The following is a 13,966-nucleotide window of genomic DNA, read 5'->3' on the forward strand; positions in this document are numbered from 1 at the left end:
GCGCCGTGACCGCCGAATCCGCAACCACCGCAACCGATCTCGACGACGGGTTGCGCTTCCGGCTGGGCGGCCGGCGGGCGTTCGCCGTGTGGCTCACCGCCATCGCGATCTACGTCCTCGCCGTCTTCCACCGCACCTCGCTGGGCGTCGCCGGCATCATCGCCGCCGACCGCTTCGGCATCAGCTCGGCGCAGCTCGCGACCTTCGCGATGGTGCAGCTCGCGGTCTACGCCGCCATGCAGATCCCGGTCGGCGCGCTGCTCGACCGCTTCGGCTCGCGCGTCATGCTCGGCGCCGGCCTGCTGACGATGAGCTCGGCCCAGCTGGCCTTCGCGTTCGTCGAGTCCTACGCCGGTGGCATCGTCGCGCGCATCTTCGTCGGCATGGGCGACGCGATGGTCTTCGTGTCGGTCCTGCGTCTGGTCGCCCTGTGGTTCCCGCCGGCCCGGGTCCCGATGGTGACCCAGGTGACCGGCCTGCTCGGACAGCTGGGCGCGCTGGTCTCGGCCGGGCCGCTGGCGTACGCCCTCAAGGAGCTGGGCTGGACCACGAGCTTCCTCGCGGCGTCGGTCGCCGGGGCGGTGCTCGCGATCGCGCTCGCGGTCGTCGTGCTCGACAGCCCCTACCGCGAGCACGAGCGCACCGAGCTCAAGATGCGCGCCGTGGGCCGGGCCGTACGCCTGGCCTGGCGCCAGCCCGGCACCCGCCTGGGCCTGTGGTGCCACTTCACGACGCAGTTCAGCTCCAACGTCTTCGCGATCATGTGGGGCTTCCCGTTCCTCACCGCGGGGCAGGGCCTCAGCACCGCGCAGGCCTCGACGCTGCTCGGCCTCATGGTGGTCACCGCGATCTGCGCGAGCCCGGTCTTCGGGGTCTACATCACCCGCTACCCCTACTCCCGCTCCACCCTGGTGCTGGGCCTGGTCGTCGCGATCATGGCGGTGTGGGGAGCGGTGCTGCTGTGGCCCGGCCGCGCGCCGATGTGGCTGCTCGTGCTGCTCGTCGTCATCACCGCCGCCGGCGGCCCGGGGTCGATGATCGGCTTCGACCTGGCGCGAACCTTCAACCCCAGCAACCGGATCGGCAGCGCGACGGGCATCGTCAACGTGGGTGGTTTCGCCGCCGCGCTCGGCACGGTGGTGCTGATCGGCGTCGTGCTCGACCACGTCGCCCCCGGCGGCCCGTCGACCTACACCGTCGACTCGTTCCGCTGGGCGATGGCCGTGCAGTACCTCGTCTGGGTCACGGGCCTGGTGATGATCGTGCGCTACCGCCGCCGCACCCGCAGCGTCGTGCACAGCGACGAGGCGTACGCGCACCTGGTGCCCGCACGCCTCGCCGACCGCGCTCGCCCCTGACGCCGAGTCTCGTTGGGGCGCAGGGGGTTTCAGCCCTGCTCGCGCGACCTCAGGATCGCCTCGCGGCGGGCGAGCCGGTGCTCGCGGCGGATGGTCGCCTCGCGGAAGCGCCGCTGCTCCTCGCGCGTTCGAGGCTGCAGCTCGCGCACGCCGCGCGGCTTGCCCTCGCCGTCGACCGCCACCATCACGAGGTACGCCGTCGCCACGTGCACGGGGTCGCTCAGGTCGTCCCACCGCGTCGTCTCGACCCGGCAACCGACCTCCATCGAGGTGCGGCCCGCCCAGTTGACCTGGGCCTTCACCGTGACGACGTCGCCCACCCGCACCGGGGCGAGGAAGAGCATCTCGTCCATCGACGCGGTGACGGCCGGACCGCCGGAGTAGCGCGCGGCGGCGGTGCCGGCAGCGTCGTCGACGAACTTCATGATCACGCCGCCGTGCACGGTGCCCAGCAGGTTGGTGTCGTGCGCACTCATGATGTGCGCGAGCGTGAGCCGGGTGTCACGCGGTGCGGTCTCGAAGTCGTCGGTGGGAGCGTTCACGGCATCCACCATGCCCGCTCCCACCGGCGCCTCCTGCAGCTGGTCGGCCACGCGGGTCAGGATCCGGCCTTGGCGTCGACCTCGTAGGAGGTGTTGATCGCCTCGAAGAAGTTGACCAGCTGCAGCGTGTCGTTGGCCGTGGCCATCCACTTCGCCGGGTTGCTGACGTTGAACTCCGGCTCGAAACCGAGCTCCTCCAGCCGCCGGTCGGCGAGGTACTTCACGTAGGTGTTGATGTAGTCGGCGTTCAGCCCGAGGATCCCGTTGGGCAGCAGGTCGCGGTTGTAGCGCTCCTCCATCGCGACGGCGTCGAGGATCATCTGGCGGATCTCCTCGGCGAACTCCTCGGTCTGCAGGTCGGGGTTCTCCTCCAGCACGGTGTGGATGAGGTTGATCCCGAACTTCAGGTGCAGCGACTCGTCGCGCACGATCCAGTCGACCAGCGCCCCGAAGTTGCGCAGCAGGTTCCGCTGCCGGAACGACAGGGCCACCATGAACCCGCTGTAGAACCAGATGCCCTCGAGGATCACGTTGTAGGCCACCAGGTTCCGGACGAAGTCCTGCTTGCCCTCGGTGGTGGTGATGTCGAGGGTCTGCTCGGTCATCCGCTGGATGAACCGGACCTCGAACTCCTCCTTGGCCGCCATCGACGGGATGTCGACGTGCGCCGAGTAGGCCTCCTCGCGGTCGATCGGGAACGTCTCGAGGACGTACTCGAACGCCACGCAGTGGTTGGCCTCCTCCCACATCTGCTTGGCCAGGTAGAGGTGCGCCTCGGGCGCGTTGATGTACGGGTAGACCCCGAACGCCAGGGCCTTGTTGACGAGCAGCTCGTTGGGGTTGAAGTAGCTCATCAGGAAGGTGACGGCGTGGCGCTCCTCGTCGCTCATCCGCTGGAAGTCGGCGAGGTCCTCGCCGAGCTGCACCTCGTGCGGGAACCAGGTGTTGGCGACCGCCTGGTTGTACAGCTCGTACGCCCAGTCGTAGCGAATCGGCTTGAGCAGCAAGCCTTCTGAGATTCCGGTGCCGAGCAGCTGCCCGGCGTTCTGGGTGGTGGCGTCGGTGGTCACTGGCAGGCCTCGCAGTTCAGGAGCTCTTGGGGGTCGGTGGGGCAGACGAGGACGTCGTCGTCACGGACGACCTCGACGGCGGGGGTGGGGGTTTCGACGGGCGCGGCCGGCGCGGGCGCGACCGGTTCGGGCGCCACCGGGTCGACCAGGACGGGCGCGGCCGGTGCCGCCACGGGTGCGGCCACCGGCTCGGGTGCGACCGGCTCGGTCGCGACCGGTGCCGCGGGTGCCGTCGGCACGGCCGGCCTGGCGGGCGTACGCCGGGCGAACCCGAACCCGCCGGCGCTGCGGCCGGAGGACTTGGACTTGTTGACCGCGACCGTCGACTGCTCCGCGGTGTGCCGCGGCTTCATGTGCAGGTAGTAGGTCGTCTTGACGCCCTTGCGCCACGCGGCGGAGTAGATGCGGGTCATCTCGCCGATGTCGCGCGACTCGAGGTACATGTTCCGGCTGATCGCCTGGTCGATCCACTTCTGGGCGCGCGCGGCCACCTCGAGGTAGGCGTACGGCGACAGCTGGAACGACGTGCGGTAGATCGCGAGCAGGTCCTCGGGCATGTCGGGCACGTTGGTGAGGTCGCCCTGCGAGCGCAGCAGGTCCTCGCGCATCTGCTCCCACAGACCGCGCTCCTGCAGCGCGCGCACCAGGTTGCGGTTGATCTCGAGGAACTTGCCCGACGACGTCGCCCGGCTGAACAGCTGGGAGAACTGCGGGTCGAGACCGGGCGTGGTGCCGGCCACCAGACCGATCGACGCGGTCGGCGCGATCGCCATCAGCGTGGCGTTGCGCATGCCGCCGGAAACCTTGGCGCGCAACGCATCCCAGTCCATCCGGGTGGTCCGGTCGACATCGACCGGCACGCCGCGGCGGCGCTCCATCGCCTCGAGCGTGTCGATCGGCACGAGGCCGCGCGACCAGCCGGAGCCGGCGAAGTTGGGGTACGCCCCGCGCTCGCTCGCGAGGTCGGCGGACTCGTCGATCGCGTGCCACGAGACGAACTCCACGAGCCGGTCGATGAGCTCGTACGCCTCGTCCGACTCGTAGGAGATGCCGAGCCGCTCGCACACGTCGGTGAAGCCCATGACGCCGAGGCCGACCGCGCGGTTCTGGTCGTTGGAGTGCTCCGACTCCGGCACCGACGAGCGGGTGATGTCGATGAGGTTGTCGAGCTGGCGGATCGCCATGCGCGCGCTCTCGGCGAGGCGGTCCCAGTCCCACTCGCCGTCGTCGAGGTGGCGCGAGAGGTTGATCGAGGCCAGGTTGCAGACCGACACGTTGTCGCGGTCCTGCGGCAGCGTGATCTCGGTGCACAGGTTCGACAGGTGGATCGTGCCGGTGTTGTCGTTCAGCGCCCGGAGGTTGATCGAGTCCTTCCAGGTGAGCCACGGGTGCGACGTGGTCTGCAGCGACACGAGGATCGCCGTCATCTGCTCGCGCGCCCGAATCTTCTTGAACGAGCGCAGCTTTCCCTTCTCGGCGAGGTCGACATACTCCGCGTAGCGCGCGGAGAACTCCTCGCCCACGAGCTCCACCAGGTCGGGGGTCTCCAGCGGGTCGAAGAGGTACCACGGCTGGTCGTTCTCGACGCGCTTCATGAACTCGTCGGAGATCCAGACCGCGGTGTTGGCGGTGCGGGTGCGGCGGTAGGGGTCGCCGGCGTTCTGCCGCAGGTCGAGGAACTGCGGGAAGTCCAGGTGCCAGTTCTCCATGTAGAAGCACAGCGCGCCGAACTTCTTGCCGCCGCGGGAGACCGCGCGCAGCGTCGAGTCGATGGTGTGCATGAACGGGATCGGCCCGGTGGAGGTGGTGTTGTTGCTGCGGATGGGGGAGCCCTCGGCGCGCAGCTTGGTGACCGACAGGCCGATGCCGCCGGTGCCCTTGGTCAGCCACATGACGTCGCGCACCGACTTGGCGATGTGCTCGATGTCGTCGTCCATCTGCATCACGAAGCAGTTGGACAGCTGCGGGTTGGCGGTCCCGGCGTTGACGAGGGTGGAGCCGGCCGCGAGGTAGTCGAGGCGAGACATCTTGCGGTAGAAGCGGATCGCGGCCTGCGTGGGCTCCTTCTCGTTGACCGAGAGGCCCATCGCGACGCGCATCCAGAAGTAGGCCGGCACCTCGAGCATCTGCCCGCCGGGGCCGGTCGCCATGTAGCGGTTGCGCAGCGTCACGATGCCGATGTAGCGCAGCGCGTCGTCGTTGCTGTGGTCCAGCGCGGCGGCGAGCTCCTCGAGGTTGAACGCGCTCGCGAGCCGCGGGTCGAACAGCCCGTCCTCGACGGCCTCGCGCACGTAGCCCGGGAAGCGCGCCTGGTGCAGCAGCGCCAGCTCGGTCTGGGTCTCGAAGTCGCCCAGCACCTTCTTGTAGATCGTCTTCAGCAGCAGCCGCGAGGCGACCACGTCGAAGTCGGGGTCGTCCTTGACGTTCTGCACCGCGACCTGGATCGCGGCCTCGTCGAGCTGCTCGGTGGTGATGCCGTCGAACAGCGTGATCTCCAGCTCCGACGCGAGCTGCATGGTCATCGCCAGCCCGTCGGGCAGGCCTTCGGCGGCGCGCTCGATCGCCCGGTTGATCCGATCGGCGTTGTACGGCTCGCGCGACCCGTCGCGCTTGGTGACCTGAATGGCCATGTCGTGATGCCTCCTCCCTCGAGTCCTGCGTGCCCGAGGTCGCGAGGGGAGGCGGACGTACGACCGCGCCGGGGCAGCCGTGATCGTCGTGGGCCTGTCCCTCGAGGCCGCGGACCACCGTCCGGTCGGACGGCGTGCTGGCAGGTCTTCGGACTCGTGGGCGTGGGCCGGCTGGCCCGCCTAGTGGCCGTCGCTTCCCAGACCGGCTCGAGGCCGGATCCAGTGCCGATGACGGCGGTCGTTCCCACTCACCGCTGCGGGGCAGTCCCGGAATCGCACCGGGTTCCCTCTTGCCTCACCGGCCAGATGCGGAACATCTGGGGGTGAACCAGCAACGAGAGCACCATATGTGGTGCCGCCCGCGACACGCTAGCCGGGGATGTGCTGGATCGCCGAGAGGCCGGGTGCTATACGCGCGGGGCGCCCGCGCGTACGACAACGGCGGACCAGGCCGTGCTTTCGGCCGCGTCTCCTCCTCCGGCCGGGCTCGCAGGCTCGCCCGCCCGGCATCGTCGACGGCGGCACAGATAACACGACGGCGGACCACATCAGAAGTGGTCCGCCGTCGTACTAACTGTGCCGCCGTCGTCTCGTTCGTCTTGTCGACGATGCCGGGAGGTGCGCAGCGCAGCACGCAGCTCCCGGAGGAGGAGACAAGACCAGAATCACTCCGGCGCGTCGGCCTGGGAGTCGGAGGTCTGGTCGCGGTCGATCGAGCGCTCGGTCTCGTCGGGGGCGTGGCCGGGCATGGCCCAGCGGGCGGTGGTGACGCCCTGGTCCTTGGCGCGCTGCAGCGCGTCCTCGACGACGCGGTCGGCGTCGGCGGAGCCGATCCAGTGCGAGCCCTCCTCGACCGACTTGCCCGGCTCGAGCGCCTTGTAGGTCTCGAAGAAGTGCTGCATCTCCTTCAGCGTGAAGTCGCTGATGTCGGTGATGTCGGTGACGCCGTCCTTGCGCGGGTCGCCCGCGGGCACGCACAGGATCTTGTCGTCGCCGCCGGCCTCGTCGACCATCTTGAAGACGCCGACGGCGCGGGCGCGCACGACGCAGCCGGGGAAGGTCGGCTCGTCCAGCAGCACGAGCGCGTCGAGCGGGTCGCCGTCCTCACCGAGGGTGTCCTCGATGTAGCCGTAGTCGGCGGGGTAGGACATCGCGGTGAAGAGCAGCCGGTCGAGCCGGATGCGGCCGGTCTCGTGGTCGATCTCGTACTTGTTGCGAGTCCCGCGTGGGATCTCGATGCTGACGTCGAACTCCATGGAATGTCCTCATCGTTGAGCTGTGCGGTGCGGCGCACCGGGGTGGGGCGCCCGCGGGGTACGTCCGCGGACAGTTCGCGGTTAGTGTCTCCCACGAGAACGGGTCGCGGAGCAAGGGGGCAGCGTGCGCAGATCGCACCGCGCGCTGGTCGCGGGCGCCGCGACGGTCGCGCTGATCGGCGGCTACGCCACCTTCGACACCTTCGACGTCGTGCCGGGCGTGCTCACCACCGCTGACGCTCCGCGCGAGGCCGTGCCGCTGCCGGGGGAGTCGACCCCCCCGCCCGACGTACGCCGTCCGCAGCCCCCGCAGCCCCCGCAGGCACCCGCCGCTCTCCCCGGGGTCGGCGGCACCGCGCCCACGCCCGAGGGCGTCCGCGCCGCGCTGCAGCCGCTGCTCGACGCCCCCGGTCTCGGCCCGACGACGTCGATGGCGGTGCGCGACGCCAGCACCGGGCAGAGCCTGTTCGCGCTCGACCCCGACGCCGCGCGCACGCCGGCGTCGATCACCAAGCTGCTGACGGCGTACGCCGTGTCGCGCACACTCGACCTCGACAGCACCCTCGCGACGACCGTCCGGCAGGGGCCGGGCGACCAGGTGGTGCTGGTGGCGGGCGGTGACACCGCGCTCGCCAGGGGCAAGGGCAACCCTGACGAGGTGGCCGGCCGTGCCGGGCTCGGCGACCTCGCGAAGCAGGTGGCGGCCAACCTGAAGAAGCAGGGGCGCACGTCGGTCACGGTCGGCTGGGACCTGTCCTACGCCCCCGGTCCGCTGCAGAACGTGAACTGGCAGCAGGACCTCGTCGACATGGGCTTCACCACCCGCGTCGGCATGCTCGGGCTGGCCGACGACCGCTCCGACCCCGGCACCGCCCCGCCGACCGACCCGGCGCGCAGCACGACCCAGGCGTTCGTGAAAGCCCTTGCGGCAGAAGGGATCACGGCCGAGCTGGGCCAGAAGGTGACGACCCCCGACGGGGCGCCGCAGCTCGGCGTCGTGCGCTCGGCGCCGCTGGTCGACGTGCTCGGGCTGGCGCTGCGCGACAGCGACAACGCGATGACCGAGTCGCTCGGGCGGCAGGCCGCGGCCAAGGACGGGGTGCCCGGCGACGGTGCCTCGGTGACGGCGTGGGTGCTGCGGGTGCTGCGCGAGGACGGCATCGACCTGCGCGGGGTGAAGCTGATGGACGCCAGCGGCCTGGCCGACGGCACGACGATCCCGGCGCGGGTCGTCACCGACGTCGTGCAGCGCGGGGCGAGCGGCCAGGTCGAGGCGTTCCAGGACGTGCTGACCCGGCTGCCGGTGAGCGGCTGGAACGGCACGCTGCACAACAGGTTCCAGGCGACGGGCAGCACCGACGGCGCGGGCGGCGTGCGCGCCAAGACCGGCAGCCTCCCCGGAGTGACCAGCCTGGCCGGCACGGTCGTCACCCGCGACGGGCGCCTGCTGGTCTTCACGATCATCAACAACGGAGAGCAGCCGCGCGGGCCGCTGGCCGCGCGCGCCGACCTCGACCGCATCGTCACCGCGCTCGCCGACTGCGGCTGCCGCTGAGCAGCCGCCGCGTCCTGACGACGTAGGGTCGCCAGCATGAGCCAGGAGTACATCGACTGGGACCTCGCGCGACGCACCGGCCACCGCATCGTCAAGGACGGGCCCAAGGTGACGCTCGACGAGGCACGGGCCGCCGTGGCCGAGCTGCACTCGGCCGCCGACCGGGCCCACCAGCCGGTCGCCGACACCGCCGCGCTGCACGCGCCGGCCGGCGACACCCCCGTGCACGTCGTCGACCGCACCGCCTGGATCGACGCCAACACCGCCTCGATGGGCGCGCTCGTCGCGCCGGCGGTCGAGAAGATCACCGCCAAGAAGGCCGCCGGGCCGACCGTGCGCAAGGTCGGCGCCAAGGTCACCGGCGCCGAGATGGGCGCGCTGCTCGGTTATGTCGCGAGCAAGGTGCTGGGGCAGTTCGACCTCGCCCCCGAGGGCACCCCGAGCCTGCTGCTGGTGGCGCCCAACGTCGTGCAGGTCGAGCGCGAGCTCGGCGTCGACCCCAGCGACTTCCGGCTGTGGGTCTGCCTGCACGAGGAGACCCACCGGGTGCAGTTCACCGCCGTGCCGTGGCTGCGCGAGCACGTGATCACCAGCGCCCGCACGCTGATGGTCGACCTGGTGCCCGACCCCGACAAGCTGCCCGAGCGGCTGCAGCAGATCACCGGCCGGCTGCCCGGCGCGTTCAAGGAGGGCGGCCAGGGTCTCGCCGACCTCGTCACCACCCCGCAGCAGCGCGAGGAGCTGGCCCGCGTCACGGCGATCATGTCGCTGCTCGAGGGGCACGCCGACGTGGTCATGGACGCCGTCGGCCCGCAGATCGTCCCCACGGTCGGCGAGATCCGCGCCAAGTTCGACGAGCGGCGCAAGGGCGCCAGCGGCCCCGACCGGCTGCTGCGGCGGCTGCTCGGGCTCGAGGCCAAGATGCGGCAGTACCGCGACGGCGCGGTCTTCGTGCGCAGCGTCGTCGACCGGGTCGGCCTCGACGGCTTCAACCAGGTGTGGACCTCGCCCGAGACGCTGCCGCTGCCCACCGAGATCGCCGAGCCCGAGGCGTGGGTCGCCCGGGTGCACGGCTGACCGACGCCGTGCCGGGTCCGCCGCCCGCGGTCGCCCGCACCCGCCTGGCCGTACGCCGTGGGCTGAGCTCCCTTGCGGGAGAGGCTGATCCGCCCGGCCGGGAGCTGACGGTGCTGGTCGCGGTCAGCGGTGGCCCCGACTCGCTGGCGCTCGCCGCGGCCACCGCCTTCGAGGCGCCCCGGGCGGGCGTGCGGGCCGGTGCCGTCGTGGTCGACCACGGCCTGCAGCCCGCCTCCGACGCCGTGGCCCGGGCGGCCGCCGACCAGTGCCGGGCGCTTCGTCTCGACCCGGTGGAGGTCGTGCGCGTCGAGGTCGCCGACGGCTCCGGCGACGGGCCCGAGATGGCGGCGCGCACCGCCCGCCACGCCGCGCTCGAGGAGGCGCGGGTGCGGCTCGGGGCCGACCGGGTGCTGCTCGGTCACACCCGCGACGACCAGGCCGAGCAGGTGCTGCTCGGCCTGCTGCGCGGCTCGGGGGCCCGCTCGCTCGCGGGCATGCCGGAGGCGTCGCCGACGCTGCTGCGCCCGTTCCTCGACGTCACCCGCGAGGAGACCGAGTCTGCTTGTGCCGCAGCGGGACTCACGCCCTGGCGCGACCCGCACAACGACGACCCGCGATTCGCCCGGGTGCGCGCCCGCGCCGCGCTCGCCCAGCTGTCGGAGTCCCTCGGGCCGCAGCTCGGCGCCAACCTGGCCCGCACCGCGCGCCTGCTGCGCGACGACGACGACGCGCTCACCGCCTGGGCCGACCACGAGCTCGCCGCGGCCCGCCCCGCCGCGACCGGCCACGTCCCCGACGGAGACGCCGCGCTCGAGATCGACGGCCTGGTGCGCCTGCCGCGAGCCGTGCGCACCCGGGCGCTGCGGCGGTGGCTGCTCGAGGCCGGGGCCGACGGGGCGGCCCTCGGGTCGCGGCACCTCGCCGAGGTCGACCGGCTCGTCGCCGACTGGCGCGGCCAGGGCCCCGTGGACGTACCGGCCCTGTCGGTGCGGCGCATCGGGCCCACGCTCGCCGCCCACCCCCACGGTCGGGTTGAATGGGCTCGCCCCAAGCCCCGCCCCGCCGACGCCGCCGACGACGTCGCCGGTGCAGACGCAGATCAGGAGTGAGCGTGGACGCCTCGCACATGGGTGACGACCTGGAGAAGGTGCTGTTCACCGAGGACCAGATCCGGGAGCGGCTCGCCGAGCTCGGCGAGGAGATCTGGCGCGACTACGAGGGCAAGGACCTGCTGCTCGTGGGCGTGCTCAAGGGCGCGATCCTCGTGATGGCCGACCTCATGCGCACCCTCCCCGGCAGCGTGCCGATGGACTGGATGGCGGTGTCGTCCTACGGCTCGGGCACCAAGAGCTCGGGCGTGGTGCGCATCCTGAAGGACCTCGACACCGACATCAGCGGCAAGCACGTGCTGATCGTCGAGGACATCATCGACTCCGGCCTGACCCTGTCGTGGATCCGCTCCAACCTGGAGTCGCGCGAGCCGGCGTCGGTCGAGATCTGCACGCTGCTGCGCAAGCCCGACGCCGCGAAGGTCGAGATCGACTGCAAGTACGTCGGGTTCGAGATCCCCAACGAGTTCGTCGTCGGCTACGGCCTCGACTTCGACGAGCAGTACCGCAACCTGCGCGAGATCGGCACCCTCGCCCCGCACGTCTACAGCTGACGCCGGGCCGCGGCGCCGAAGGCCGCGGCGCCGAACGCCGCAGCGGGGAACACTGCCCGCGGGCCGCGCGTTCAACTGCGCAGACGCGGGCATACCGCGTCCGGACGGGCCGTGCGCGGCGTGTACCGTCGGCCAAGTCTGTGTCTCGGCTGCTGCCCACCCTGCGAGCAGGGCGCCGCCGCCGGCCAACCTGAGCAGGAGGATCGGGGCCCCGCCCCGCAGTTTCATGAACGCGAAGCGCATCGCCCGTGCACCTGGGTTCTGGATCGTCCTCGTCGTGGCGATCGCCTTCCTGTGGTTCGCCGTGGGTGGCTCCGGTGGCTTCCAGCGGGTCGACACCTCGCAGGCGATCACCCTCATCAACGAGAACAAGGTCGAGTCGGCCAAGGTCACGCCCGACCGGGTCGACCTCACCCTGAAGTCCGCGCAGGACGTCGGCGACGTGCAGGACGCCGACAAGGTGCAGGCCTACTACGTCCCGGCCCGCGGCGAGCAGATCGTCACCGCGCTCAACCAGCGCCCGCCGAGCCAGGGCTTCACCGACGACCCCGAGCAGCAGAACATCTTCGTCAGCATGCTGCTGACGATGCTGCCGCTGCTGCTCATCCTCGGTCTGTTCTGGTTCTTCATGTCCCAGATGCAGGGCGGCGGCGGCCGGGTCATGCAGTTCGGCAAGTCCAAGGCCAAGCTCGCCAGCAAGGACATGCCCAAGGTCACCTTCGCCGACGTGGCCGGCTCCGACGAGGCCGTCGAGGAGCTGCACGAGATCAAGGAGTTCCTCTCCGAGCCGCGCAAGTTCCTCGAGGTCGGCGCCAAGATCCCCAAGGGCGTGCTGCTGTACGGCCCGCCCGGCACCGGCAAGACGCTGCTCGCCCGCGCGGTCGCCGGCGAGGCGGGCGTGCCGTTCTACACGATCTCCGGCTCCGACTTCGTCGAGATGTTCGTCGGTGTGGGCGCCTCGCGCGTGCGTGACCTGTTCGAGCAGGCCAAGGCCAACGCGCCGGCCATCATCTTCGTCGACGAGATCGACGCCGTCGGGCGCCACCGCGGCGCCGGCCTCGGCGGCGGTCACGACGAGCGCGAGCAGACCCTCAACCAGCTGCTGGTCGAGATGGACGGCTTCGACGTCAAGACCAACGTCATCCTCATCGCCGCCACCAACCGGCCCGACATCCTCGACCCGGCGCTGCTGCGCCCGGGCCGCTTCGACCGGCAGATCGCGGTCGAGGCGCCCGACATGGTCGGCCGGCACCACATCCTGCAGGTGCACGCCAAGGGCAAGCCGATGGCTCCCGACGTCGACCTGCTCGCCGTCGCCCGACGTACGCCGGGCTTCTCGGGTGCCGACCTCGCCAACGTGCTCAACGAGGCCGCCCTGCTCACCGCGCGCAGCAACGGCCGGGTCATCGACAACGGGGCGCTCGACGAGGCCATCGACCGCGTCATGGCCGGCCCGCAGAAGCGCACCCGCGTGATGAGCGCCAAGGAGCGCAAGATCACCGCCTACCACGAGGGCGGGCACGCCCTGGTGGCCGCCGCGCTGAACTACACCGACCCGGTCAGCAAGGTGACGATCCTGCCGCGCGGCCGCGCGCTGGGTTACACCATGGTGCTGCCCGTCGACGACAAGTACTCCACGACGCGCAACGAGCTGCTCGACCAGCTGTCGTACGCCCTCGGCGGCCGGGTCGCCGAGGAGATCGTCTTCCACGACCCCAGCACCGGTGCGGCCAACGACATCGAGAAGGCCACCGGTCTGGCGCGCAAGATGGTCACCCAGTTCGGCATGAGCGAGCGGGTCGGCGCGATCAAGCTCGGCCAGGGCAACTCCGAGGTCTTCCTCGGCCGCGACATGGGCCACGAGCGCGACTACTCCGAGGGCATGGCCGCCGTCGTCGACGAGGAGGTCCGCCGGCTGGTGGACGCCGCGCACGACGAGGCGTGGCACGCCCTCAACGACAACCGCGACATCCTCGACAACCTGCTCCTGGAGCTGCTCCAGCGCGAGACGCTCGGCCAGTCCGACCTCGAGGTCGTCTTCCGCGACGTGCGCAAGCGCCCGCAGCGCCCGGTGTGGCTGTCCAGCGACCTGCGCACGGTGAGCGACCGCGGCCCGGTGCTCACCCCTGCCGAGCGCGAGGCCCTGGCCCGCGGCGAGCAGCTGCCCGAGGACAAGCAGCAGGTCGAGGAGCACCCGCCGGAGGCGGTCATCGAGGTCCCCGAGGGCGGCTATGTCGACCCGCGCGAAGATTGACCACCGCCGGGCCGCCGCGGCGGTCCGGGAGCTGTTGATCGCCGTGGGTGAAGACCCCGAGCGCGAGGGTCTGCGCGACACGCCTGACCGGGTGGCGCGGGCGTACGCCGAGATGTTCGCCGGGCTCCAGCAGGACCCGGCCGAGGTGCTGCAGCGCACCTTCGAGATCGACCACGACGAGCTGGTCATGGTCAAGGACATCGAGGTCTACTCCACCTGCGAGCACCACCTGCTGCCCTTCCACGGCGTCGCGCACGTGAGCTACATCCCCGCCAAGGACGGCCGGGTCACCGGGCTGTCCAAGCTGGCCCGCCTCGTCGACGTCTACGCCAAGCGGCCGCAGGTGCAGGAGCGGCTCACCAGCCAGATCGCCGACGCGATCATGCGCCACCTCAAGGCCCAGGGCGCGCTGGTCGTGCTCGACTGCGAGCACCTGTGCATGTCGATGCGCGGGGTGCGCAAGCCCGGCGCCCGCACGCAGACCTCCGCGGTGCGCGGGCTGCTGCGGGACTCGGCCACCCGGGCCGAGGCGATGAGCCTGGTCACGGGGCGCTGACCCGT

The 13,966-nt window shown here is 71.3% G+C and carries 11 protein-coding genes and 1 riboswitch; of the genes, 7 read left to right on the forward strand and 4 right to left on the reverse strand.

What is annotated here, in order from left to right; translation table 11 throughout:
- Nucleotides 1–5: 5 nt before the first annotated feature.
- Complete coding sequence (locus tag FB554_RS00175) at nucleotides 6–1,358, forward strand: MFS transporter (RefSeq protein ID WP_236022188.1); 1,353 nt, start codon at nucleotides 6–8, stop codon at nucleotides 1,356–1,358.
- 29 nt (nucleotides 1,359–1,387) lie between these two features.
- On the opposite strand, the gene FB554_RS00180 is transcribed toward FB554_RS00175, so the two are convergent.
- The 4 genes from FB554_RS00180 to FB554_RS00195 all read right to left on the reverse strand — a co-directional run bounded on the left by FB554_RS00180 (nucleotide 1,388) and on the right by FB554_RS00195 (nucleotide 6,856).
- Nucleotides 1,388–1,951, reverse strand: a complete 564-nt coding sequence (locus FB554_RS00180) for an acyl-CoA thioesterase (protein WP_236022189.1) — start codon at nucleotides 1,949–1,951, stop codon at nucleotides 1,388–1,390.
- 5 nt (nucleotides 1,952–1,956) lie between these two features.
- Nucleotides 1,957–2,970 (reverse strand): ribonucleotide-diphosphate reductase subunit beta, encoded by a 1,014-nt coding sequence (locus FB554_RS00185; protein WP_211344503.1) that lies wholly within the window; start codon nucleotides 2,968–2,970, stop codon nucleotides 1,957–1,959.
- Nucleotides 2,967–5,600 carry a ribonucleoside-diphosphate reductase subunit alpha gene (locus FB554_RS00190; RefSeq protein WP_142004095.1) on the reverse strand — a complete coding sequence of 878 codons (2,634 nt, stop codon included), beginning with the start codon at nucleotides 5,598–5,600 and terminating at the stop codon, nucleotides 2,967–2,969. Before FB554_RS00190 ends, FB554_RS00185 begins: the two co-directional genes overlap by 4 nt.
- 122 nt (nucleotides 5,601–5,722) lie before the next feature.
- A riboswitch (cobalamin riboswitch) is annotated at nucleotides 5,723–5,948 on the reverse strand.
- A 317-nt stretch (nucleotides 5,949–6,265) separates the two neighbouring features.
- Complete coding sequence (locus tag FB554_RS00195) at nucleotides 6,266–6,856, reverse strand: inorganic diphosphatase (RefSeq protein WP_142004096.1); 591 nt, start codon at nucleotides 6,854–6,856, stop codon at nucleotides 6,266–6,268.
- A gap of 124 nt (nucleotides 6,857–6,980) precedes the next feature.
- Here FB554_RS00195 and dacB point away from each other — a divergent pair, with 124 nt between their 5' ends.
- The 6 genes from dacB to folE all read left to right on the forward strand — a co-directional run bounded on the left by dacB (nucleotide 6,981) and on the right by folE (nucleotide 13,961).
- Complete coding sequence (dacB, locus tag FB554_RS00200; protein ID WP_142004097.1) at nucleotides 6,981–8,411, forward strand: D-alanyl-D-alanine carboxypeptidase/D-alanyl-D-alanine endopeptidase; 1,431 nt, start codon at nucleotides 6,981–6,983, stop codon at nucleotides 8,409–8,411.
- Between the two features lie 36 nt (nucleotides 8,412–8,447).
- A complete protein-coding gene (locus FB554_RS00205; RefSeq protein WP_142004098.1) occupies nucleotides 8,448–9,488 on the forward strand; it encodes a zinc-dependent metalloprotease in 1,041 nt (346 codons plus the stop codon).
- Complete coding sequence (tilS, locus tag FB554_RS00210; protein ID WP_236022190.1) at nucleotides 9,464–10,597, forward strand: tRNA lysidine(34) synthetase TilS; 1,134 nt, start codon at nucleotides 9,464–9,466, stop codon at nucleotides 10,595–10,597. The genes FB554_RS00205 and tilS overlap by 25 nt, the downstream gene beginning before the upstream one ends.
- Before the next feature lie 2 nt (nucleotides 10,598–10,599).
- Nucleotides 10,600–11,151, forward strand: coding sequence for a hypoxanthine phosphoribosyltransferase (hpt, locus tag FB554_RS00215; RefSeq protein WP_142004099.1), 552 nt, complete (start codon nucleotides 10,600–10,602; stop codon nucleotides 11,149–11,151).
- Nucleotides 11,152–11,377: 226 nt separating this feature from the next.
- Nucleotides 11,378–13,405 carry an ATP-dependent zinc metalloprotease FtsH gene (ftsH, locus tag FB554_RS00220; RefSeq protein ID WP_142004100.1) on the forward strand — a complete coding sequence of 676 codons (2,028 nt, stop codon included), beginning with the start codon at nucleotides 11,378–11,380 and terminating at the stop codon, nucleotides 13,403–13,405.
- Nucleotides 13,383–13,961 (forward strand): GTP cyclohydrolase I FolE, encoded by a 579-nt coding sequence (gene folE, locus FB554_RS00225; protein WP_142004101.1) that lies wholly within the window; start codon nucleotides 13,383–13,385, stop codon nucleotides 13,959–13,961. The genes ftsH and folE overlap by 23 nt, the downstream gene beginning before the upstream one ends.
- Nucleotides 13,962–13,966: the final 5 nt, after the last annotated feature.

The organism is Barrientosiimonas humi, from assembly GCF_006716095.1.
Taxonomy (GTDB): Bacteria; Actinomycetota; Actinomycetes; order Actinomycetales; family Dermatophilaceae; genus Barrientosiimonas; species Barrientosiimonas humi.

Coding starts and splice junctions, on each gene's coding strand:
- FB554_RS00190 (WP_142004095.1), bottom strand. CDS start 5,600: ATGGCCATTCAGGTCACCAAGCGCGACGGGTCGCGCGAGCCGTACAAC.
- FB554_RS00195 (WP_142004096.1), bottom strand. CDS start 6,856: ATGGAGTTCGACGTCAGCATCGAGATCCCACGCGGGACTCGCAACAAG.
- FB554_RS00205 (WP_142004098.1), top strand. CDS start 8,448: ATGAGCCAGGAGTACATCGACTGGGACCTCGCGCGACGCACCGGCCAC.
- ftsH (WP_142004100.1), top strand. CDS start 11,378: ATGAACGCGAAGCGCATCGCCCGTGCACCTGGGTTCTGGATCGTCCTC.
- folE (WP_142004101.1), top strand. CDS start 13,383: ATGTCGACCCGCGCGAAGATTGACCACCGCCGGGCCGCCGCGGCGGTC.